The organism is Allobosea sp. LjRoot237 (assembly GCF_964253285.1).
Classification (GTDB): Bacteria; Pseudomonadota; Alphaproteobacteria; order Rhizobiales; family Beijerinckiaceae; genus Allobosea.
The window spans coordinates 1,151,757-1,173,619 of the sequence record NZ_CAXUQP020000001.1; the positions used below are offsets into that span (position 1 = coordinate 1,151,757).

At 66.9% G+C, this 21,863-nt stretch carries 20 protein-coding genes; 8 read left to right on the top strand and 12 right to left on the bottom strand.

Annotation, left to right across the window (positions count from 1 at the left end):
• Window positions 1–5: 5 nt before the first annotated feature.
• Window positions 6–1,298, bottom strand: coding sequence for a flagellar protein export ATPase FliI (gene fliI / locus ACSQ24_RS05525; protein WP_436097826.1), 1,293 nt, complete (start codon window positions 1,296–1,298; stop codon window positions 6–8).
• A 389-nt stretch (window positions 1,299–1,687) separates the two neighbouring features.
• Here fliI and ctrA point away from each other — a divergent pair, with 389 nt between their 5' ends.
• Window positions 1,688–2,389, top strand: coding sequence for a response regulator transcription factor CtrA (ctrA, locus tag ACSQ24_RS05530; RefSeq protein ID WP_114829414.1), 702 nt, complete (start codon window positions 1,688–1,690; stop codon window positions 2,387–2,389).
• A gap of 153 nt (window positions 2,390–2,542) precedes the next feature.
• Here ctrA and ACSQ24_RS05535 read toward each other — a convergent pair whose 3' ends face one another.
• The 6 genes from ACSQ24_RS05535 to chpT form a co-directional block, all read right to left on the bottom strand.
• Window positions 2,543–3,439: a CheR family methyltransferase gene (locus ACSQ24_RS05535; RefSeq protein WP_436093721.1), complete on the bottom strand. Its 897-nt coding sequence runs from the start codon at window positions 3,437–3,439 to the stop codon at window positions 2,543–2,545.
• Window positions 3,436–4,554, bottom strand: coding sequence for a chemotaxis-specific protein-glutamate methyltransferase CheB (cheB, locus tag ACSQ24_RS05540; protein WP_436093722.1), 1,119 nt, complete (start codon window positions 4,552–4,554; stop codon window positions 3,436–3,438). Before cheB ends, ACSQ24_RS05535 begins: the two co-directional genes overlap by 4 nt.
• Window positions 4,555–4,601: 47 nt before the next feature.
• Window positions 4,602–4,967 carry a response regulator gene (locus ACSQ24_RS05545; RefSeq protein ID WP_110488743.1) on the bottom strand — a complete coding sequence of 122 codons (366 nt, stop codon included), beginning with the start codon at window positions 4,965–4,967 and terminating at the stop codon, window positions 4,602–4,604.
• 29 nt (window positions 4,968–4,996) lie between these two features.
• The gene (locus ACSQ24_RS05550; protein WP_436093723.1) at window positions 4,997–5,500 is read right to left on the bottom strand and encodes a chemotaxis protein CheW; all 504 of its coding nucleotides are present in this window, start codon (window positions 5,498–5,500) and stop codon (window positions 4,997–4,999) included.
• On the bottom strand, window positions 5,497–8,112 hold the full coding sequence (locus ACSQ24_RS05555; protein ID WP_436093724.1) for a chemotaxis protein CheW: 2,616 nt from the start codon (window positions 8,110–8,112) through the stop codon (window positions 5,497–5,499). The genes ACSQ24_RS05550 and ACSQ24_RS05555 overlap by 4 nt, the downstream gene beginning before the upstream one ends.
• A gap of 123 nt (window positions 8,113–8,235) precedes the next feature.
• On the bottom strand, window positions 8,236–8,874 hold the full coding sequence (gene chpT, locus ACSQ24_RS05560) for a histidine phosphotransferase ChpT (protein WP_436093725.1): 639 nt from the start codon (window positions 8,872–8,874) through the stop codon (window positions 8,236–8,238).
• Window positions 8,875–9,148: 274 nt separating this feature from the next.
• On the opposite strand from chpT, the gene ACSQ24_RS05565 reads away from it, so the two are divergent.
• Window positions 9,149–9,991: a 3'(2'),5'-bisphosphate nucleotidase CysQ family protein gene (locus tag ACSQ24_RS05565; RefSeq protein WP_436093726.1), complete on the top strand. Its 843-nt coding sequence runs from the start codon at window positions 9,149–9,151 to the stop codon at window positions 9,989–9,991.
• 22 nt (window positions 9,992–10,013) lie between these two features.
• On the opposite strand, the gene ACSQ24_RS05570 is transcribed toward ACSQ24_RS05565, so the two are convergent.
• Window positions 10,014–10,394 carry a YHS domain-containing (seleno)protein gene (locus tag ACSQ24_RS05570; RefSeq protein WP_436093727.1) on the bottom strand — a complete coding sequence of 127 codons (381 nt, stop codon included), beginning with the start codon at window positions 10,392–10,394 and terminating at the stop codon, window positions 10,014–10,016.
• 320 nt (window positions 10,395–10,714) lie between these two features.
• On the opposite strand from ACSQ24_RS05570, the gene ACSQ24_RS05575 reads away from it, so the two are divergent.
• From ACSQ24_RS05575 to ACSQ24_RS05590, 4 genes are all read left to right on the top strand, one after another.
• Entirely contained in the window at window positions 10,715–11,287 is a 573-nt protein-coding gene (locus ACSQ24_RS05575) for a DUF1134 domain-containing protein (protein ID WP_436093728.1), read from the top strand.
• Window positions 11,288–11,373: 86 nt separating this feature from the next.
• Complete coding sequence (locus ACSQ24_RS05580; RefSeq protein WP_436093729.1) at window positions 11,374–12,621, top strand: hypothetical protein; 1,248 nt, start codon at window positions 11,374–11,376, stop codon at window positions 12,619–12,621.
• Between the two features lie 90 nt (window positions 12,622–12,711).
• Complete coding sequence (locus ACSQ24_RS05585; RefSeq protein ID WP_436093730.1) at window positions 12,712–13,644, top strand: sugar kinase; 933 nt, start codon at window positions 12,712–12,714, stop codon at window positions 13,642–13,644.
• Window positions 13,641–14,501, top strand: a complete 861-nt coding sequence (locus tag ACSQ24_RS05590) for a TIGR01459 family HAD-type hydrolase (protein WP_436093731.1) — start codon at window positions 13,641–13,643, stop codon at window positions 14,499–14,501. Before ACSQ24_RS05585 ends, ACSQ24_RS05590 begins: the two co-directional genes overlap by 4 nt.
• 112 nt (window positions 14,502–14,613) lie before the next feature.
• On the opposite strand, the gene ACSQ24_RS05595 is transcribed toward ACSQ24_RS05590, so the two are convergent.
• Entirely contained in the window at window positions 14,614–16,977 is a 2,364-nt protein-coding gene (locus ACSQ24_RS05595; RefSeq protein WP_436093732.1) for a hypothetical protein, read from the bottom strand.
• Window positions 16,978–17,226: 249 nt separating this feature from the next.
• Entirely contained in the window at window positions 17,227–18,354 is a 1,128-nt protein-coding gene (gene ribA / locus ACSQ24_RS05600; RefSeq protein ID WP_436093733.1) for a GTP cyclohydrolase II RibA, read from the bottom strand.
• A 261-nt stretch (window positions 18,355–18,615) separates the two neighbouring features.
• Between ribA and ACSQ24_RS05605 the strand changes: the two genes are divergently transcribed.
• Window positions 18,616–19,200: a cytochrome b gene (locus ACSQ24_RS05605; RefSeq protein WP_436093734.1), complete on the top strand. Its 585-nt coding sequence runs from the start codon at window positions 18,616–18,618 to the stop codon at window positions 19,198–19,200.
• Between the two features lie 3 nt (window positions 19,201–19,203).
• On the opposite strand, the gene ACSQ24_RS05610 is transcribed toward ACSQ24_RS05605, so the two are convergent.
• On the bottom strand, window positions 19,204–19,671 hold the full coding sequence (locus ACSQ24_RS05610) for an NUDIX domain-containing protein (RefSeq protein WP_436093735.1): 468 nt from the start codon (window positions 19,669–19,671) through the stop codon (window positions 19,204–19,206).
• Window positions 19,672–20,058: 387 nt separating this feature from the next.
• On the opposite strand from ACSQ24_RS05610, the gene ACSQ24_RS05615 reads away from it, so the two are divergent.
• Window positions 20,059–20,958, top strand: a complete 900-nt coding sequence (locus ACSQ24_RS05615) for a metallophosphoesterase family protein (RefSeq protein WP_436093736.1) — start codon at window positions 20,059–20,061, stop codon at window positions 20,956–20,958.
• A 122-nt stretch (window positions 20,959–21,080) separates the two neighbouring features.
• Here the strand turns inward: ACSQ24_RS05615 and ACSQ24_RS05620 are convergent, their stop codons facing one another.
• Complete coding sequence (locus tag ACSQ24_RS05620) at window positions 21,081–21,827, bottom strand: glucose 1-dehydrogenase (RefSeq protein WP_436093737.1); 747 nt, start codon at window positions 21,825–21,827, stop codon at window positions 21,081–21,083.
• Window positions 21,828–21,863 lie beyond the last annotated feature (36 nt).

Consider the following 21,863-nt stretch of genomic DNA (forward strand, 5'->3'; position numbering starts at 1 on the left):
GCCGCTCACATCCCCATGATCCGGGCGAGCCGGGAGTAGCCGTCGGCGAGGCCGGTCGCCTCGTCCTTGGCCTGCTTCAGGAAGGCTTCGAGCTCGGGATTGAGCCGGATCGCCTCGTCGACCTCGGCGGAGGCTCCCTGGCGATAGGCTCCGAGCCGAATCAGTTCCTCCATGTCGGCATAGGTCGCGAGCGTGGCGCGCGCCTTCTGCACCACCGGATAATAGAGCGGGTCGCAGGAGCGCGGCATGGTGCGCGACACCGATTTCAAGATGTTGACCGCAGGGTAGCGGCCGCGCTCGGCGATCGAGCGTTCCATGACGATATGACCGTCGAGGATGCCGCGCACCGCGTCGGCGACCGGTTCGTCATGGTCGCCGCCATCGACCAGCACGGTGAAGAGGCCAGTGATCGCGCCGTCGCCGATGCCGGGCCCGGCGCGTTCGAGCAGGCGAGGCAGTTCGGCGAAGACGGTCGGGGTATAGCCTTTGGTCGTAGGTGGCTCGCCGGCGGCAAGGCCGATCTCGCGCATCGCCATGGCGAAGCGCGTGACCGAATCCATCAGGCACATCACCTGCAGGCCCTGGTCGCGGAAGAATTCGGCGAGGGTCAGCGTCGTCAGTGCCGCCTGCTTTCGCATCAGGGCTGGCTCGTCGGAGGTCGCGACCACGACGATCGAGCGGGCAAGGCCGTCCGGCCCGAGATCGTCCTGGAGGAACTCCTGGACCTCGCGGCCGCGCTCGCCGACGAGGCCGATGATGTTGACGTCGGCCCTCGCATAGCGCGCCAGCATCGACAAAAGCACCGATTTGCCGACGCCGGAGCCGGCGAAGATGCCCATGCGCTGGCCGAGGCAGCAGGTCAGGAAGGTGTTGAGGGCGCGTACACCGAGATCGAGCGGCGCGCCGACGCGCCGACGGGCATGGGCAGGCGGCGGATCGTTGCGGAAGGGGATGGTGTGCTCGCCCTGCGGCAGTGGCGGGCCGCCATCGACCGGCCGACCGAGCGCATCGACGACGCGGCCGAGCCAGGCCATGGTCGGGCGCAGGCCCGCAACGGTGCGGTCGACATAGGCTGGACAGCCGCGGCGGACGCCGTCGAGCCCACCATAGGGCATGACCAGCGCCTTTTCGCCGGAGAAACCGATGACTTCGCAGGGAACCCGGATCCCGGACGCGATCTCGATGCCGACCCGGCCGCCGAGGCTCATCGCGCTGATCGGCCCGGAGACCTCGACCAGCAGGCCGCGAACTGCGGTGACGCGGCCATAGACCGAGGTGGCCTCAAGCTCGCCGATCATCGCGGCGAGTGTGGATAACCGGTCCTGGCCAGGCGCCGCGCCGCTCATGATCCCTGCCGTAAACCTTTCGTTTACCCGAGTGATTAACACTACGTTTCGAAGCCGTGTCGAAGTTCTGGGTGATTCTCGCCTGATTCCTCGACGCGAGCTTACGCGAAAGGTGCTTTCGCGGCTGAAGCTCGTACGATCCGTGTCAAATTCGACTCACCTCGACAAGGATCGTCAACCTTTCGCCAAGAAGCACTTGCGCCCGGGAATCAGGGTTTGTTAACCATTTCCCCGTAGCGTGTCGCGTGGCGTTTCATCGGGCAAGCGTTCGTCTCCAGGACCACGAGGGTTTTGGGGGAATGAACGGGATCGCTGCCTCGGGGCGAAATTGGGGACGTGACATGCGGGTTCTGCTGATCGAAGACGATAGCGCGACCGCTCAAAGCATCGAGCTGATGCTGAAGTCCGAGAGCTTCAACGTCTACACGACCGATCTCGGCGAAGAGGGCGTCGATCTCGGCAAACTCTACGACTACGACATCATCCTTCTCGACCTGAACCTCCCCGACATGTCGGGCTACGAGGTGCTGCGCTCCCTGCGCGTCGCCAAGGTCAAGACGCCCATCCTGATCCTCTCCGGCCTCGCCGGCATCGAGGACAAGGTGAAGGGCCTCGGCTTCGGCGCCGACGACTATCTGACCAAGCCGTTCCACAAGGACGAGCTCGTCGCCCGCATCCACGCCATCGTCCGCCGCTCGAAGGGCCATGCCCAGTCGGTGATCACGACCGGCGACCTCGTCGTCAACCTCGACACCAAGACCGTCGAAGTGGATGCAGCCCGGGTGCATCTGACCGGCAAGGAATACCAGATGCTGGAGCTGCTCTCGCTCCGCAAGGGTACGACGCTGACCAAGGAAATGTTCCTGAACCACCTTTATGGCGGCATGGACGAGCCGGAGCTGAAGATCATCGACGTCTTCATCTGCAAGCTGCGCAAGAAGCTCGCGAACGCCTCCGACGGCAAGAACTACATCGAGACGGTCTGGGGCCGCGGCTATGTGCTGCGCGAGCCGACCGAGGTCGAAGAACGCATCCCGGCCTGAGACCTGTCATCCCGGCGTCATCGTGTACGCCTAAGAGTTTGATCGCCTGATCGTCGGATGTACACGACAGGTGAACGGGGACCCCGCCGCGAGGCGGGGTTTTTGTTTGTCGGCGACGCTGGTTCTGTCGAAGCCGGTGAAATCGTCCAGCGATCAGGTCCGGACGATCTTGAGCGGGGGAAGCGCGCTGCTGCGCTCTGCTGTCGCGGCAAAGCCCGGTCGCCGCGCCTGTGCAGTCGAAGCGGCATCGCGGTAGACGCCGCGATATTGCGGGTCCGGCACCAGGGTCGTGGTGATGCCGATGACGGTCTCGGCCGCGCCGAGGATGAAGGCGCCGTTCTGCGCGAGCCGTCCGGCGAGGGCGGCCATCACGCGCGCCTTGGTCGGGACATCGAAATAGATCAACACGTTGCGGCAGAAGATGATGTCGAACTGGCCGAATTGATGGTTCGGCTCCAGCAGATTGTGCTGCTTGAGGTCGACCTTGTCGCGAATGCGCTCGGACAGGCGCCATTTGTCGCCCTCCTGCCGGAAATGCTTGAGCAGGAGCTGGATCGGCAAGCCGCGCTGCACCTCGAACTGGCTGTAAAGCCCCTGGCGCGCCCGCTCGAGGACGTCGGCGGAAATGTCGGTGCCGAGGATCTCGACCGTCCAGCCGGCGAGGCGGTCGGCCACCTCGTCGAGCAGCATGGCGAGCGAATAGGCTTCCTGACCGGTCGAGACAGCGGCGCACCAGATGCGCAGCGTCCGGCTTTGCGCGTTGGCGGCGAGCTTCTCGGGCAGAATGATATCGCGGAACAGGTCGAAGGGCGTGCGGTCGCGGAAGAACAGCGTCTCGTTGGTCGTCATCGCGTCGACGACGGCGGCTTCGAGCTCGGAAGCGGGGCAGGTGCGCAATTGCGCAACCAGCGCCGGTATCCCTGCGATTGCGCGCCGCCGACAGAGCATGCCGAGCCGGCTCTCGACGAGGTAGCGCTTCTCAATGCTGAGAAAGAGGCCTGAGCGCCGCTGCAGGAGCACGCGCAGGAAATCGAAATCCAGCTCGGTCATGTGGGATGGGCCCCACCGACGAGCGCCCGGATTGCCGGTCCGATCGTGCCGAGCGGCAAGACGGCACTCGCCTGCCTGGCGCGCACCACCGAGCCCGGCATACCCCAGACCGTGCTCGAGGCCTCGTCCTGCGCGATGATGGCGGCGCCCGTACGGCGCAGAGCGGTCGCCCCTTCCGTGCCGTCGCTGCCCATGCCGGTCATGATCAGGCCGAGTGCGGCCGGGCCGAGATGGCGCGCGGCTTCATTGAACAGCACATCCACCGCCGGCCGGCAGAAATGCACCGGCGGGCCGTCGCTGATGCTGGCGACGATATGGCCGAGTTTCCGTTCGATGCCGAGATGACGTCCTCCTGGCGCGACATAGATCGTGCCGCGGGCGAGTCGTTCGCCGTCATAAGGCTCGCGCGCCGGCAAGCCGAGCTGCCCGGCGATCTGCTCGGCGAAAGAGGCGGTAAAGAGCGGCGGCATATGCTGGACGACCAGTGTGACGAGATTGGCCGCGGCATCGCCGAGATCGCTGAGGACGCGTGCGACGGCACGGGGGCCGCCGGTCGAGGCGCCGATCACCAGATAGCGTGGCATGGCCGACACCAGCGGGCGCAGGTCGGCGATGCTGCTCGGCGGCGAGGCGCCATGGCCTGCCTCGGCGGTGATATCGCCGTGACGCATACGGGTCTGTGCGATGCTGCCCAGCTTGCCCAGGAGCTCGCTGCGGAAATCCAGCGACAGTGTCAGGCCGCTGCGACTGTCCGGCTTGGGCAGGACGTCGACGGCACCCATGCTCATGCATTGCAGCGCGAGTTGCGCATTGCGCTCGGTGAGTGTGGTCGTCAGCAGGATAGCGGTTCTGGGGCTCTGCTTGACGATTCTGGGCAAGGCCTCGACGCCGTCGAGCACCGGCATGTCGAGGTCGAGCACCATGAGGTCTGGATGATGGCGTCCGGCATGTTCGATCGCCGCTTCCCCGTCGCCGGCGACGCCGACGACATGGAAGCGCCCGCTTTCACCGAGCCAGCGCGCGAACAGTCCCCGCACAACCATGGAATCGTCGGCGATCACGACCGTGCTCGGACGCAGGCCGGCCTGGTTGTTTAGGTTCGGCACCGTGATCATTGCGATTTTGTGGCCCGAGTGCGGGGATGTCGTGTGCCGTGCGACTTCTAGAGCAGGCCGACCTGATGGAATTTCGAGGCGACGATCTCCTTGTCGAACGGCTTCATGATGTATTCGTCAGCGCCGGCATGCATGGCGCGGGCGATGTGGGCGATGTCGTTCTCGGTCGTGCAGAACACGACCTTCGGGCGCTTGCCACCGGGCATTTGCCGCAGATTCCGCAGGAAGTCGTAGCCGTCCATGACCGGCATGTTCCAGTCGAGCAGGATCGCGTCCGGCATCTCGCCCTTGCAGGCGTCGATCGCGCGCGCGCCGTCCTCGGCTTCAGCGATGCGGAACTGGAGCCCTTCCAGGATACGGCGAGCAACCTTGCGGATGACGGCGGAGTCATCGACGACGAGGCAATATTTCATGACGTGACTCCAGGCAGCGGCGGTTGCCGTCAGGCGGCGACCGGCAGTTCGATGTTGAGGACGGCATCCACGTCGATCACGACCAGAAGACGATCGTCGAGACGGTGAACACCCTTGGCGAGGGCAGCCCAGGCACGATCGAGATGGATCGGCACGGGCTCGAAGGTCGTATGGCTGAGGCGCATCACTTCGCCGACCGTGTCGACAATGAGCGCGAAGGCTTCGCCGCCTTGGTCAATGCCGACTGCGGTAAGTTCGCGCCCGTCAGCGCCGACGGGCGCCGCGTAGGCGTCGGCGTGACCCATCCGGCGGCGCATGCAGATCGCGGTGACGACGCGCCCGCGCAGATTGATGAGGCCGACGATTTCGCTCGGCGCCAGCGGCACCGGTGTGACGCGGGTGGCAATGAAGACGTCCTGGACGCGCGCGATCGGCAGACCAAGCAGTTGCCCGCCGACCGTGACGGTGACGTAGTCGAGCGAATCCTCGAAAGCCGCGACGCCGGATTCGCTATCGTTGCCTGTGCCGGTCATGCGGCTCGCCTCAGTTTGGGCCGGGTTTCGGCGAGCTCCGCAATCAGCGCGCGCCGATCGAACTTGGCGACGACTTCGTCGAACTCCGCCTGTGCAGCCATGACGTGCAGCTCGGGCGTCGGCAAGCTTGCGAGCCCGATGATACGCAGATTGGCGTGCCGGGCTTCGGCGCGCAGCCGGGCGGCGAGCGCGAAGGCAGCCTCGGCGTCGCGGTCGAGATCGATCACGACGGCGTTCAGCTCGGTGCTGCCGGAGGCGAGACCGGCCGCCATGGCGAGGTCCGCCGCATGGATCACCTGGAGACCGGTGGCCCTCAGCACGGGAGCAAGCATCTCGCGCAGAAACTCGGACGGCTCGACCAGCAGGACGCGTGGTCCGCCGGTGTCGCTGCGGCGCACATGCAGCCAATTGGGATTGGCCTTGAGCAGGTAATGCGCGAGGTCGAGGATCTCGGTCGCGCGGCCTCTGACGATCGCGGAGCCGAGCATTCCCTGCTCGGGCATGGCCAGCATCTCGATGTCGAGCACTTCATCGACGATATCGACGATGGCGTCGACTGCCAGCGCCATGCTGAAGTCGCCTTCCGAGAAGATCACCAGCGGCTGCAAGCCACTCTGCCGGAGCTGGACCTCTTCGACGGGGACGACGGGCATCAGCCGGCCGCGATAGTTGAGCAGCGTGCGCCCGCCGCCGCTCTCGAACAGCCCGGCATCGACTTCCTCGAGCCGCGTGACCAGGGACAGGGGCACGGCCTTCAGCCGATCCTTGCCGGTGCGGAAGACCAGCATCGTGGTGCGCTCGACGGGGAGGGCAGCTTCGGCCGAGATGTCCGAGGCGGCTTCGTCCTGAGGCGCCGACACGCCGACCAGGCGCGCCACCCCATTGGGATCGACGATCAGCACCACGGCGCCGTCGCCGAGAATGGTGTTGCCCGAGAACAGCGGGATATGGCGTAGCCGAGTCGACATCGGTTTGACGACGATTTCCTCGGTGTGGAACACGGACTCCACGAGGATGCCGAACTGGCGCTCGCCGACCTGCGTCACGACGATGAAGCCATCATCGACGGTCGCTTTGCTCGCTCTGTCCATCACTCCGGCGAGGGCGATGATCGGCAACAACCGCTCGCGCAGGCGCAGCACGGGTGCGTCGTTGATGCGTTCGATGCGGTGCTCGCCCTCGGCCTTGACGCGCACCAGCTCACGAACCACCACCTGCGGGATGGCGAAGCGCTGGCCTGCTGTCGCCACGATCAGAGCCGAGACGATCGCCAGCGTCAGCGGGATCTTGATGGTGATGGCGGTGCCTGTGCCAGCGATGCTGGCGAGGTCGATCATGCCGCCGATCGCGTCGACATTGACTTTGACGACATCCATCCCGACGCCGCGTCCAGAAATGGCGGTGACCGTGTCTGACGTCGAGAAGCCCGGATGGAAGATGAAGCGCAGGACCTGGGCCTCGCTCAGCTTCTCTGCCTCCGCTTCACCGACCAACCCGCGCTGCACCGCCTTGCGGCGGATGCGGGCGGTGTCCATGCCGCGGCCATCGTCCGTGATCGCGATCGTGACCGAGCCGCCTTCGTGATAGGCCGATACCCGGATCGTGCCCATTTCGGGCTTGCCGAGCGCGACGCGCTCCTGTGGTTCCTCGATCGCATGGTCGGCGCAGTTGCGGACCATGTGGATGAGGGGGTCCTTGATCAGTTCGAGGATCTGCCGGTCGAGCTCGGTGTCGGCTCCTTCCATCACCAGCTCGATCTTCTTGCCGAGGTCGGTGGAGAGATCGCGGACGATGCGCGGCAGCTTCGACCAGGCATTGCCGATCGGCTGCATGCGCGTCTTCATCACGCCGTCCTGCAATTCGGCCGTGATGAGCGAGAGCCGCTGCAGCGGCCCTTTCAGACCGGCATCCTCCTGCCGGCGGGCGATCTCGAGCAGCTGGTTGCGCGTCAGCACCAGCTCGGAGACCATGGTCATCAGATGCTCGAGCGTGTCGACATTGACGCGCAGCGTCGCCGGGCCCACTGCCTTCGCGTCCCGGATGGCGTCGCCATGGACCTGCCCCGGCTGATCGAGCGGACTTGGCGCCGCCCGGAACACCAGATCCATCTCGTCCGTCGCCGCACTCGCAGCGAGCGGGGATGTAGGTTCGGGCGAGCGGGTTCCTGAAGTGCGCGCGAGATAGGCTGCGACCGGATCGAGGGGCGGCTGCATCTGCCGGGCGGCAAGCTCCTGCTTTGCCCGCTGGGCGAGGCCGCGCAATTCGTCGATCAGCTGGCCGTCATGGCCTGGCGGCTCCTGCCCCTTCTCGGTGAGCTCGGCCATGATCTCCTTGATCCGGTCGATGGTCTCGAGGATCGCGGTGACCGCGGTCGAGGAGACGCTCGCGCCGTCGCGGAACTGGCCGATGACGGATTCGGCCGCATGCGTCAGCGCTTCGAGCCGCGGCAGCCCGATGAAGCCACAGGTGCCTTTGACCGTGTGAACGAGCCGGAAGATGTTGCGCAGGATATCCCCGTTATTGGGTTCCTGCTCGAAGCGGACGAGCTCCCGATCGACCATATCGAGATGCTCGCCGGTCTCGCCGAGAAACTCTTGCAGCAACTCGTCCATGCACGGACTGCTCACTTACATCACGGATTTGGCCCGGATAGTGCGGTGCAAGGGTTTATGATCAGTTGAGAGCGAGCGGAAACCGCGCAATATTACATTCACCAGATGCTGTTTTCCTGGCGCTCAGGCGGCTTCCGCATTGATGCCGACGGTATCGCCCTCGATCGCGAAGGCGATCTTCATCCCGGCGGCGCGGGCGACCAGGCCGGTATAGAGCGGCTGGACCGCATGAGCGTCGATGACGCCAGTTTCGGAGCGCCCGGCGATCAGCTCCTCGACATGGGCGGGAATGCGCGCATGCGAGCCCGTAGCGGTGATGGCGAAGCTGCCCTGCTCGCCGGTGACGGTGGCCCGGCAAGTGATCTTGCCGCCGCGCGGGATCGCCTGCGTCGCCAGAACGAGCAAATTGAGCACCAACTTGACCTGGTTCTTCGGCAGGAGGGCGCGCGGCGCCTCCCAGTCGAGCGAGAGTTTCTCGTCGTTGAGAAACCCGTTGGCGACAGCGCCGGCGTCGCCAAGATCGATCATCGCTCCGGCCGAGCCAGCCGCGCCGAAGGCGAGCCGCGCGAACTGCAGGCGGGCGGAGGCATTGCGCGCGCTCTTCTTGATCAGGTCGAGCGCAAAATCCTTCATCGAGGGATCGTCTTCCTCGAGCACTTCGAGCGCGTTGACGATCGCGCCGACCGGGCTGATCACGTCATGGCAGACGCGGCTGCAGAGAAGCGCGGCCAGATCGAGCGGCTCGAGTGAGATGGCGGTCATGATCTGGTCCTGCGGTCAAGAGAATCAGGGCGGTACGCGCCCAATGTCGATGGTGCAGCATGCGCCACGCTGGTTTGCAGCTGGTTAACCATAGCCGGGAGGGTCCTGCGGTCGGAGCATTCCGCTCCGGCATGCCGGGGCAAGATGGCTGCCAGAAGGCGAGCCGGCTTTTTCTTTAGCGCGCGATACACTACCTAGGGTGATGAAATCGCCGGAGGCGCCGCCCGGCATGGGATGAAGAGCAGCACACGGCGCCGGCGAGACTGGTTCGACGATGACCATCGCTTACGATGATCCACGCCTGAGCGATCGGGATGGGCTTGCACGCTCGCTCGGCGAAGCGGCGCGGCGCACGGCGGCCGTCCTGCTGGCGAAGCGGGCGGCGCGCGACGTCAAGCTCAAGGCGGACGGCTCGCCGGTCTGCTCTGCCGACCTCGCCGCGGATTTTGCCGCGAAGCAGGCGCTGGCCGAGCTGCTGCCTGGCTTTCCGGTGATCAGCGAGGAGAGTGTCGGCGACGTGGCACCGTCGGCAGTTTTCATCCTGCTCGACCCGCTCGACGGCACGCGCGAGTTCCTGGCCTCCGGAGACAGCTATTGCGTCGCCATCGCCGTGATCCGCGATGGCCGGCCGCTCGCCGGGGCGCTCGCAGCCCCCGCTATAGGCCGGCTCTGGTATGGCGGAGAGCGGAGCTTCGCCCAGGCATTGGACGCAGAAGCGGCGCCGCTGGGTGCAGCGCGTGAAGTCCATGTCCGCACCGAGCCGACAGACGGGCCGCTGATGCTGGTCAGCCGTTTCCACGGCGACACGGTGAGCGCCGGTGTCGCGGCCGCGATTGCGAAGGGGGAGGGCGCGCCGGTGTCCTCGGCCGTGAAGTTCGGGCTCATCGCCAGCGGCGAGGCTGACCTGCATGTGCGCGGCGGCGCCACGATGGAATGGGACATTGCCGCGGGCGATGCGATCCTTGCAGCTGCCGGCGGTGTGGTGCTGACCCTCGACGGCGAAAAGCCCGTCTACGGCAATGTCGATCGCGATTTCCGCAACCCGCCCTTCGTCGCTGCGAGCTGCGAGAGGCTGGCCAGGCTTGCGATCGAGAAGGCGGCGACCTGCCGCTGCTAGAATATGCTGCCGCTGCGCGGGCTCAGCGTGCGATCGAGACCGTCACGGCAGGCCAGCGTTCCTGGGCTTTCGCCCGCAATGTCGCCTCGGTGAGGAAGCGCTGGCGATTCTCGTCGCTGCGAAAGAAATAGAGGCGCGATCCGATGACGGCGAAGCGGCGCGGGTCGGCATCGACAACACGCCCCTCCGCGACGCCGCTGGCATCGAAGCCGCCGAAGCGCGGGGTATAGACCTCCGGCGCCTCGCGGAAGGCATCGCGATTGGCGGCGCTGGCAAAGCGCCAGACGGTTCCGTCAGAGATCAGTTCGTACTCGGGCAGCCCCGGCACCGCGGCGTCGTTCAGGAAATAGGCGACGGGATCGAAACCGGAGAGCGCGAAGCCGGAGCGGTTGTCGCGCTGCATGGTCTCACCGAGGCTCGGCAGTTGCGGCAACCCCGGGGGAAGGGCTGAGGCAGAGCTCGTTACGGCTGCGAAGGGAAGCGCACAGCTTAATCCGATGCCGGCGAGGACGATCCCGGCATGCCTTGCTGCGGCCTTCATCGACACCAATCCTTGGCTTCAAGTCGCGTCACGGCGCGTTCTGCGTCGCGGTTCACCGCTTGGATACACATACAGCGTATCCAGGAGGTTACCGTGGTCACGAGGATTCGCACGACCCACCGTCGACGCCACCCGGCAGGAGGCCGAATGCCCATGCCCGGCGCTTGCCTGGAGACGATGAGATGAACCATACCCGCCGCACCCTGCTCGCCAGCGCCCTGCTGCTCGGCGCAGGCTTCGCCGTCGGTCCTGCCGCCGCTCAGCAGAACGAGCGTTCCTTTTCGCAGAACGAGCTGGTCACCTCCGGCCACCAGTTCTTCGGCAATGTCTCGCGCGGTCTTGCCCTCACCATCGAGGAGGCGGTGCGTCGCTGGGGCGAGCCGAACGGTTATGTCCTCGGCCAGGAAGCGTCCGGCGCTTTCGTCGGCGGGCTGCGTTATGGCGAGGGCACGCTGTTCACCCGCAATGCCGGAGACCGCAAGGTGTACTGGCAGGGACCGTCCGTCGGCTTCGATTTCGGCGGCGATGGCGCCCGCACCATGATGCTGATCTACAATCTGCCGAGCGTGGGCGCGCTCTATCAGCGTTTCGGCGGAGTCGACGGCTCGGTCTATTTCGTCGGCGGCTTCGGTTTCACCGCGCTGACGGCTGGCGGCGTGACGGTCGTGCCGATCCGCACCGGCGTCGGCTGGCGCCTCGGTGTCAATCTCGGTTACCTGAAATTCACGCCGCAAGCGACCTGGAACCCGTTCTGATCTGACAATTCGGCGCTGCTGGTCTTATCTTGCAAGGCATGGCAGCCTGATCTCGGGCTGACCGCAGAAACTGGAGCTGCCCTGCCTTGATCGAAGCCGTCATGCTCGTGGCGCTCGGCTTTCTGTCGGCCAGCCTGCTCGCCCTCTCGGCGTTGCCGGCTCTGAGCCGCCGGGCCGATCGGCTGGCTCGGCGCCGGGCGGAGACCGCGTTTCCGCTGTCGCTCGCCGAAATCGCAGCCGATCGCGACCATTTGCGCGCGGAGCAGGCGATCCGCGAGCGGGCGCTGGAGCAGAAGGCGGAAAGCGATTTCGTCGCCAGGGCCAGCGCGATGAGCGAGCTCGGCCGGCGCGACATGACGATAGGCCGGCTCGAAACCGACCTGGCCGAGCGACGGCGGAAGATCGCCGATCTCGAAACCGAGCTGGCGCAGAGGACGCAGGAACTCGCGGAGATGCGCGAGGCGCTGGCCGGGGAGAGCACCGGGCATCAGACGACGCAGGCGGCGCTTTCGACCCGCATCTCTGATCTGGCCGCCATCGAGGCCCGGCTTTCCGAGACCCGCCAGGCGCTCAAGGGCAGCTCTGCCGATCTGGCGGCGCGCAGCCAGGAACTCGCCGAGCTCCGGGCGCTTCACACCCAGCTTGAAACCAAGCTCGCCGAACGCGACCAGGCGCTCACGGTGCTGCGCGGCGAAACCGATGGCCAGCGGGTCGCACTGATCGAGGCAGGCACATTGCGGCTGACGCTGGACGCCGAGCGGGACGACCTGTCGGCGCGGCTGACAATGGCCGAGTCGGCGCTCGCCGAAGCGCGTGCGAGCCTCTCCGGCATGACGCTGGACCGCGACAGCGAGAGGCTGCGCGCCGATGCACTTTCGACACGCGCGAGCGAGGCCGAGGCCTCGCTGCGTGCTGCCGATGCGAACGCCGTCAAGCTCGGCGCCGAGATCGCACGACAGGAGGCGGCCGTGACGCAGGCATCCTTGGAGCACGCCGAGGCGCTGGCCCGGATCAAGGCGCTCGAAGGCAAGATCGAAGCGGCTGCTGCGGCCGAGGCCCGCTTGAAGGGACAGCTGGCCAGCGAAGCGGCGGCTCACCGCGAGGCCTTGCGCGAGCGCGACGAGACAGTCGAGGCACTGCATGCCGAGCTCGGCACCGTCCAGGGCGCCCGCGATCAGGCACGGGCCGACCGGGCCGGGCTCAAGCGCGAACTCGCGGCGCTGCGCAAGCAGAGCGGTGGCAAGGCTGCCGGCGAAGCGGCCCTGCGTCAGGAGATCGTGCGGCTGGCCGATGCGCTGCTGACGGCGTCGGAGAGGCGCGAGGCCGCGGAATAGGCGCCGGTTCGGCGAGGCCTTTCCACTTTTGCCGAACATGTTCTAGGGAGGACCGGGCCGCGCTCGCGGCCGGCGGTTTCGGTTGGGATGATGACGGATATCGTTTGTATCGGTGAGCCCCTCGGCGAGTTCAACGCGACACGAGGCGAGGCCGGTGCCTATCGCTTCGGCTTGGGTGGCGACACCTCCAATTGTGCGATCGCGGCAGCCCGGCAGGGCGCGAGCGTCGCCTATATCGGCGCACTGGGGGATGACGAGCCGGGCCGTTCATTCCGGACGCTGTGGGCGCAGGAGGGCGTCGACGATAGGCATGTCTCGACGCACCCTTCCGCGCCGACCGGGCTCTATTTCGTCGCGCATGGCCCGCAGGGCCACGTCTTCTCCTATCTGCGGGCTGGCTCGGCTGCGAGCCTCTATGGCCCGGCGCAATTGCCGAAGGATGTCATCGCCTCGGCCAAGGTGATCCAGGCTTCCGGCATCAGTCAGGCGATCTCGGCGAGCGCCTGCGATGCGGTGTTCGAGGCCTTCGCGACGGCGCGTGAGAACGGCGTGCTGACCGCCTACGACACCAATCTCAGGCTCAAGCTCTGGCCGCTGACACGGGCGCGGGCGATCATCCATGCCGCCTGCGAGATGGCCGACATCGTCCTGCCGGGCGATGGCGATGCGAAGCTGCTCACCGGGCTGGAGCAGCCGGATGCGATCGTCGATTTCTACCTGAAGCTCGGCGCCAAGGTCGTGGCGCTGACGCTCGGCCATGAGGGCTCGCTGGTCGCGACCCCTTCCAGCCGCCAGCGCTTCGTGCCGATCAAGGTCGATGCGATCGACGCGACCGGCGCCGGTGATTGCTATGACGGCGCCTTCCTCGCCGAATACATCCGCACCGGCGATGCCTTCACGGCCGGCGCCTATGCCAACGTCGCGGCGGCGCTGTCGACGCAGGACTATGGTGCGGTTGCACCACTGCCAAGACGGGCCGAAGTCGAGGCGCGCATCGCCAAGGAAGCGGCTGGCCGGGCATGAGCGTTCCTGTCCTGATGGAAGCGGGCGAACTGCTCGCCCGCTACGACGTGCTGATCAGCGATGTCTGGGGTGTCGTCCATGACGGCGTGCTGGCGCTCGGGCCGGCCTGCGACGCCTTGATGCGCTATCGCGATGGAGGCGGCACGGTGGTGCTGCTCTCGAACGCGCCGGGGCCCTCGGCGCAGATTGCCGGCGTGCTCGACGAGAAGCGCGTGCCACGCGCCGCCTGGGACCGGCTGGTGACCTCGGGCGATGTGACGCGGGCGCTGATCGCCGAGACCCATCTGCGCAAGGTCTATCATATTGGCGAGCACGGAGACCGGGCGGTGTTCGCGGGCTTCGACATCGAGCTCGTCGGCGAGGCCGAAGCCGAGTTCGTCGTCGCGACCGAGCTCAACGATTATCGTCGCGAGACGCCGGAACAGTACCGGCCGCTGCTGTCGCGCTTCGCTGCGCGCGGATTGCCCTTCATCTGCGGCAATCCCGATCTCGTCGTCCATGTCGGCCATGATCTCCTGCCTTGCGCCGGAGCGCTGGCGACGATCTACGAGGAACTCGGTTGCCAGGTCGCCTGGGCCGGCAAGCCGCACCGCCCGGCCTATGATCTCGCGCTCGCGGCCGCCCGCGAGGCGCGGGGCGGACGCGATGTCGATCCCGCGCGCGTGCTGGTCATCGGCGATGCGGTGCGCACCGATTTGGCCGGCGCGAAGATGATGGGCTTCGACAGCCTGTTCATCGCAGGTGGCATCCACCGCGACGAGACGATCCGGGATGGCGCTGTCGTTCCCGACGGGCTCGCCCGAGTGCTGGCTGCGCACCGGCCATTGCCGGTCGCGGCGATGGCGGCGCTGGGGTAAGCTGCTTCGTCATTGCGAGCGCAGCGAAGCAATCCAGGGGCGGCAGAACTCTACGTCTCCCTGGATTGCTTCGTCGCTTTGCTCCTCGCAATGACGAGAAGCGTCCTGCGTCTCACACCGGCGGCGGGTTCGCCTTGCGGATCCGCTCGCCGATCGCGTGATAGAGCCCGTCGAGCGGGCGGAAAACGAAGCGGATCGTCGAGCGGCCGGGCGGCACCTGGACGGCGCGGAAGATGACGTTGGCGCGCAGGAGCTCGGCCGGCTTGCCGTCGACCTCGACCTGCCACCAGGGCTGCCAGACATCATTGAGCACGACGAAGCCGCCGCGCGGCGCGTCGGCCTCCAGCAGCACCTCGGTCGTGCCGTAATTGCGGATGCGCACGCTGCCCGCCTGTGCCGGGCCGGTCGGCAAGGGTGGCGCCGCCTTGTCGAGCAGGACGGTGCGGCGCGGATCGAAGCCAGCAGGCCATTGCCCGCTCTTCAGGATCGCGCCGAAATCGACCTGTTGCGCCTCGGTGACGAGGAGCACGCGTGGCAAGGCGCGCGGGTTCTCGTAGACATAGGCGTCCTTGGTGCGCGCGATCTGAACGAGGTCGCCGGGCTTGAGCCGCTTGTCTATCTCTTCGACGGGGACGCCGGTCGCGATGAAGCGCAGGCCCAGCATGTCGGCGAGCAGGGAGCGATAGGACGGCATCAGCGCCGAGAAGGTCCGCTGGTCGGGCAGGGCGACATGATCGCCGGCGCCGGTCGCCTGGCTGTAGAGGCCGAGCCGCAGCGGGTTGTAGCCCAGCGTGTTGTCGAGCCCGTGCACCAAGCTGGCGTTCGGCCAGTGGAAATCGATACCGGCGAGCTCGATGCGGTCGCGCCGGTCGGGACCGGCTGTGCGGGCGGTCTCGCGCTTCAGCAGCGCGATGGTCTCGTTGCTGCTGTCGGCGCGCAGGACCTCGTAGTGCCCGGCCGGCAGCGCGGTCGATTCGCTCGGCCCGTTATTGACCGACAGATCGACGACCATGGCGATCGCGAGAATGATCGTCGCGGCCATGCCGGCGCCCTGCAGAGCGAGCCCCCGCGCCGCAACCAGCGCGCCCGCGACCAGCATCAGGCAGAGCACGGCGGTCACCAGCGGCACGAAGGCGACATGCAGGCGCCCGACCGTCCAGGCCAGCCAGATCGCGAGGCTAAAAGCCGCGAGCAGCAGGAGGGTCTCGAGCGCGATCTGCCAGCGGCGCGGCCGTGGTGCGGTGTCGGTCAGGACGAGATGGGTGAGATAACCGCCGAGGATAGCCAATAGCGCGCCGAGGATGAAGAGTGCGTCCGCAGGGCGACGGTAGAAATCGATACCGGGCAAATGGAAGAGCAGGGAAAAGCCCGGCGTGTAGCGGCCGAGTGCGAAGACCAGCACGATCAGCGCGGCGGCGCTCAGGGCGACGATCTCGCGCCGGAGCAGGGCGCCGCGGACGATGCCGACGCTGGCGACGAGCAGGATCGGCAGCAAGCCGAGATAAAGCTCGCCCATATTGCGGGCGAGGTAGAGGTCGAGCGGGCCGAAGCGCTTCTCCCAGGCCGGGCTCGGCGGGCCCCAGAAATTCTCCAGCGGCCCCGACGCGCCGTAGAGATTGGCGATCAACCCGGTCAGCAGCGAGCCCGGATGCAGCGAGCCCTTTCCGGCGCCGGCGAGATCGATGACCGGCCGGTTGGATTCCTCCGCCAGGACGGCGGTGAGCAGGATCGGGACCGTTGCGACCAGCGTGGCACCGAGCACGCCGAGCAGCAGCGGTATGACGCTCGCCCGCAGTGCCGCGAGCGGCTTGTCCGCCATGGCGATGGCGGCGAGCACCAGCCCGGCGAGGACATAGACGCCGAGCAGCGCGACCTGGTCGCGCCCCAGCACCATGAAGCCGGCCGCAAGGCCGGCCGCGAAACCGTAACGCCAGGAGCTGCGCTCGAGCGCGCGGGAGAGCAGCAGCAGCGTCACCGCGAAATAGGACAGGCTCAGCACCTGCCCGACATGCTGGATGCGCCAGGCGGCGGCCGCGCCGAAGGCGAAGGAGAGGGCGCAGACGACAGCGCCGGCAGGGTGCCAGCCGCGATCGCGGAAGAGCAGGACGAGGCAGAGCGCGCCGACGAGCAGCGAGCCGAGCAGGGCGCCGTCGCTCCAGCGGAAATCCGGTGTCGGGTTGAGCAGGGCGATCAGGAAGAAGGGCGGCGAGAAGATCAACGATTGCGGATCGGCGACCTGCGGCGAGCCGGCGAAGACGAAGGGCGTCCAGAACGGCGAGAGACCCTTGTGCAGGGCGGCGGCGAGGAACTGCAGCTGCGGGTGGAAATGCGCCTTGGCGTCCCAAGGTATGGTGACGGCGCCGGAGAGCCAGGGCCAGGACAGCGCGAGCCAACCGGCGCAGACGAGCAGCATCACCCTGGCGGTTGGCCAGGGTGGCTTGATCGCCAGGTGCTCCGGAGGGGCTTGCTCGGACATGGCGGCTTCCTGCCCTAGGCCCAGCGCGGGATCAATCCTTGAACTGTTGCTTGGGGTGGGGCTCGTCCCCTTCCCCCCGCTTGCGGTGGGGAAGGGTTAGGGATGGGGGGCCGCAAAGCAGGACGCGGGACTTCTCCCAGTGAGGTGCCGAGCGGCACTGCCCCCCACCCAACCCTCCCCACCGCAAGCGGGGGGAGGGCTTGATCTCGCCATGAACGGCGAAGCTTTCCTTCAAGCGATGCCCTGGAATCAATCCTTGGGCGCAGCGCGCGCCATGAGCGCGTCCATGTCGATGAAATGCCCGGCGCGATCGCGCTTGGAGGCGAGATAGCGGACATTGTGGACGTTCGGACGGCCGAGCACGCGCTGGGTCGCGGCGACTTCGAGCCCGGCGGCCTTGATCGCTCCGACCTTGAGTGGGTTGTTGGTCAGCGCCGTGACGCTGGAGACGCCGAGCTGCTTCAGCATGGCGGCGGCAAAGTCGAAATGGCGCTGGTCGAGATCGAAGCCGAGCACCTCGTCGGCATCGTAGGTGTCCCAGCCCTGGCTCTGCAGCTTGTAGGCGCGCATCTTGTTGGAGATGCCGTTGCCGCGGCCTTCCTGGTCGAGATAGAGCAGGATGCCGCCCTCGTTCTGCGCCATCCACTGCACGGTCTCGCGCAGCTGGTCGCCGCAATCGCATTTCAGCGAGCCGAACAGGTCGCCGGTCAGGCAGGCCGAGTGCAGCCGAACGGGCACGGCAGTCGAGAGATCCGGCTTGCCGACGATGATCGCGACCTGGTCGCGCAGGCCCTCGCCGCCACGGAAGACGACGAATTCGGTGTCGGGAGCGCCCTCTAGCGGCACCGGCGCACGGCCGACGATGGCAAGCCGTGCGACCTGGGCGGCACGGTAGCCATTGAGGGCCTCGATGGTGACTTCGATCAACGGCTCGCCGGCGATCTGGCCGGCCGAGACCGGGACGAGGATCGCCGCGGGCAGAACCAGTGCGAGGCGCGCCAGTTCGAGCGCCGCATTGTCGAGCGGGCCGGCCGGGCCGACAGGCGCATCGACGCGGGCGTCGAGCTTCAGTGCAAGTGCCTCGATGCGCTCTAGGTCGATCACCGGCATGGCGAGGATGCCGGTCTCCGCACGGCCCTTGGCGCCGAGACGGCGCAGGCGTGCAGCGCTCAGCACAAGGCGGGCATGGCCAGCGGAAAGGTCGTCGAGGCGCGTGGCGAGATCGGCCTCCGCGAGCTCGGCCGACAGCGCCAGCGCCAGGTCACCGCCATGACGCAGCAGCACGGGGCGGGCAGCGCGGAACTCGGCGAGAGCGCGGTCGACGGTGACCAGATCGGTTTCACCCGGTCGGCCGAAAAGCGTACGCGACTGAGGCATCGGAAAGTCCGTCAGATTGCGCCCGAAAGCGGCGGAGGAAGTGTGCTTGTTACGCGCGTCTCACCCGGACGGATGCATCCGATGCAATATCGCGTTCCTACAACGTGCCCGTTTCTGCGTGGTTCCCAGGATAGTGCCTGCAATCCACCTTATCGTCAGCGGATTGCAGACTGGCCTATAAAAGCGCGAGATTGAACACCAGATGAATAGTCGCAGCAGCGGGCCCTGGCCTAATATGGTGATTGGGAGCGCCGAAGCGACATGACGCGGGGACATGACCAGGTGACGACCAGCGCGGGACGCGCCGACGCCTACAGCCTGATGGCGCGGTCCCTGCACTGGATCACGGCCGCGGCGGTCTTCGTGATGGTCCCGCTCGGGCTCGCCATGACTTATCGCGGCAACACGCTCAACATCTGGGACGGCCTGACCGATGCGCTCTATTCCACGCACAAGCTGACCGGCTTCCTCGTGCTCTGGCTCAGCGCCGGCCGATTGATCTACCGGCTGGTGCATGGCGCGCCGCCGGACGAGCCGACCCTCGAATGGTGGCAGAAGGCCGGCTCGCACATCGTGCACTGGGCTCTATACGGCTTGCTGCTGATCGTGCCGCTGCTCGGTTGGATCGGCATCTCGCTGTTTCCATCGCTGACGCTGTTCAACCTGTTCAACCTGCCAGCGCTGGCCGCGCCAAATGAAGAGGCTGCCAAGCGCGTGCTCTTCGTCCATGGCTGGCTCGCCATCCTGCTGGCGCTTTTGGTCTGCGGGCATATTGCGGCCGCGCTTTTTCATTACTTCATCCGCAAGGACGGGGTGCTGCGCCGGATGCTGCCCGGGCTGAGATAGCGCTTACCATTCCGCCGGCGGTGCCATCCCGCCGATGATCTCCGCCAGCCGCCGGCGGGTGCCGGGCGTGGTCTTGTCCGGCAAGGCCGAGAGCGGGAAGAAGCACGCCTCGGCGATCTCGCGATCGGGCTGCTTCACTGCCGTCTGCGTGAAGGTACGTACGACGAAGACGGCGACATGGTCGCGGTCGGAGACATGGCGGTTGAGGAAGACGCCGTGCAGCACGGCTGGAGCGGTCAGCGCGATGTTCGCTTCCTCTTGCAGTTCCTTGGCGAGCGCGTCGGCCAAGGTCTCGTTGGGCTCGACGCCGCCGCCGGGCAAGTGCCAGCCGGGCGTGTAGGTGTGGCGCACCAGCAGGACTTCGCCGGCTTCGCTCAGCACGGCGGCGCGCACGCCGAGGGTCATGCCGCGGCGCAGGCGGAAATAGAGGTGCAGGCCGCGGCCGGCCAGGCGCCGGAGGGATTGCGGCACCCGCTCTATTCCCGTCGTGCCGGCGCGCGGGCCGGATCCATCCTCGTTGCTCACGATTTAGGCAAGTCCCGGTGTCGGATTACCTGCTCATGCAGTATGTGCATATCAGAGCTCCATTCTGCCTCTCGCTATAACACAAACGCGCCTTAAATGAGGGCTACAAACTTCGCATCACCGCTGGGGAATTGTCATGCTTCTCGCCTTCATCACTGCCCGTTTGAACGCCAAGCCCCGCTTCGTCTGGAAGCCGGCCGTCACCCTGACCGATCCGCGCATCGTCTCGGAGCTGATGGGCTCGGCCAACTGAGCCTTTCAGGCTGCGTCATCTTCGCCCGTTGCCGCCGTCGCGCTTGACGCGGCGCGGGCGTTGCAGGCAAGCGCTGGAGCGTGTTCACGCTCGCGCATCTCTCCGACCCGCATCTCGGGCCGCTGACCAAGTTCTCGCTGCGCGAGCTGATCGGCAAGCGCGCGACGGGCTATGTCAACTGGCGACGCAAACGCCGCCATGCGCATGACATGGAAATCCTCGGGCTGATCGTCGCCGATATCCTGGCGCAGAAGCCCGACCATATCGCCTGCACCGGCGATGTCTCTCATATCGGCCTGCCGACCGAGTTCAAGACGGCGCTCTCCTTCCTCGACACGCTCGGCCCACGCGACACCGTCAGCTTCGTGCCGGGCAATCACGATTGCTATGCGCGCTCGTCGCTTTCGGCGCTGGCGCGCGAACTTGCGCCCTGGTGCGCCAGTGACGGTGGCGAGGCCGGCTATCCCTGGTATCGCAAGCGAGGGCCGGTCGCGCTGATCGGGATGAACACCGGCATCCCGACTATGCCGCTGATGGCGACCGGGCGCGTCGGCTCGGCCCAGATCGCCGCGACCGAGAAACTGCTGGCGCGGGCCAAGGCCGAGGGGCTGATCCGCGTCGTACTGATCCACCATCCGCCCTATGTCGGCGGCGCGCGGCGCACACGCGAACTGCTCGACGCCGATGCCTTCGAGGCGATGCTGCGCCGGGCCGGGGCCGAGCTCGTCCTGCACGGCCACAACCACCGCTTCTCGCTGGCCTGGCGGCCTGGCCTCGATCATGACGTGCCGATCGTCGGCGTGCCCTCGGCCTCGATCGGCCCGCGCGGCGACCATGGCGAGCTCGCCTGCTGGCATCTCCTGCGCATCGAGGGGCCGCCGACGGCCCCGATCATCAGCCTGGAGCGCCGTGCCTTCGATCTCGACGGCACGGTCAAGCAGTTGCAGCTGCTGCCGCTGACGGGCGGGGGAATGGTCTGAGCGTCATTCTCGGGCGGAGCGAAGCGCAGACCCGAGAATCTCAGGACGAGAAGGCGCAGTTTGGAGCCTCATCCTGCCTGAGATGCTCGGGTCAAGCCCGAGCATGACGCCTGTTCGAGCCGTCAGACGCAGCGGCCGCCGTCGACCGCCAGCACCGAGCCGGTCACCATCTCCGACTCGTCCGAGCACAGGAACAGCGCCGCGTTGGCGATGTCCTGCGGCGTCGAGAAGCGGCCCCAGGGGATCGTCGCGGTGAAGGCCTTGCGCTTCTCCGGCGTGTCCTCGCCCATGAAGGTCGCAAGCAGCGGCGTCTCGCCGGCGACCGGGGCGATGGCATTGACGCGGATGCGGTCCGGCGCAAGCTCGACCGCCATCGACTTCGAGAGCAGGTTCGCGGCGCCCTTCGAGCCGTTGTACCAGGTCAGCCCGGGGCGGGGCCGGACGCCCGCGGTCGAGCCGATATTGAGGATGACGCCGCCGCCATGCTCGCGGAAATGCGGCACCGTCGCCTTGGCCATCAGGTAGATCGACTTGACGTTGACGTCGAAGACGCGGTCGAACTCGGCCTCGCTGACATCGAGCATCGGCTGGTTGCGATGGCTGATGCCGGCATTGTTGACGACGATGTCGAGCCGGCCGAAGCGCGCGATCACCTTCGCCACGGCGCTGTCGACGCTCTTGCCCTTGCCGACGTCGCAGGCGACCGCGAAGGCCTTGCGGCCGATCGCTCTCGCCGCTTCCTTTGCCTTATCGCCGTTGATGTCGAGCACGGCGACGCGGGCGCCCTCGCGCACGAAGGTCTCGGCGATGCCGAGGCCGAACCCTTGCGCCGCGCCGGTGATCAGCGCGGTCTTGCCCTTCAGTCTCATGGTGTTCCCTCGGATGCTTTGTGCCGGATGACTGTG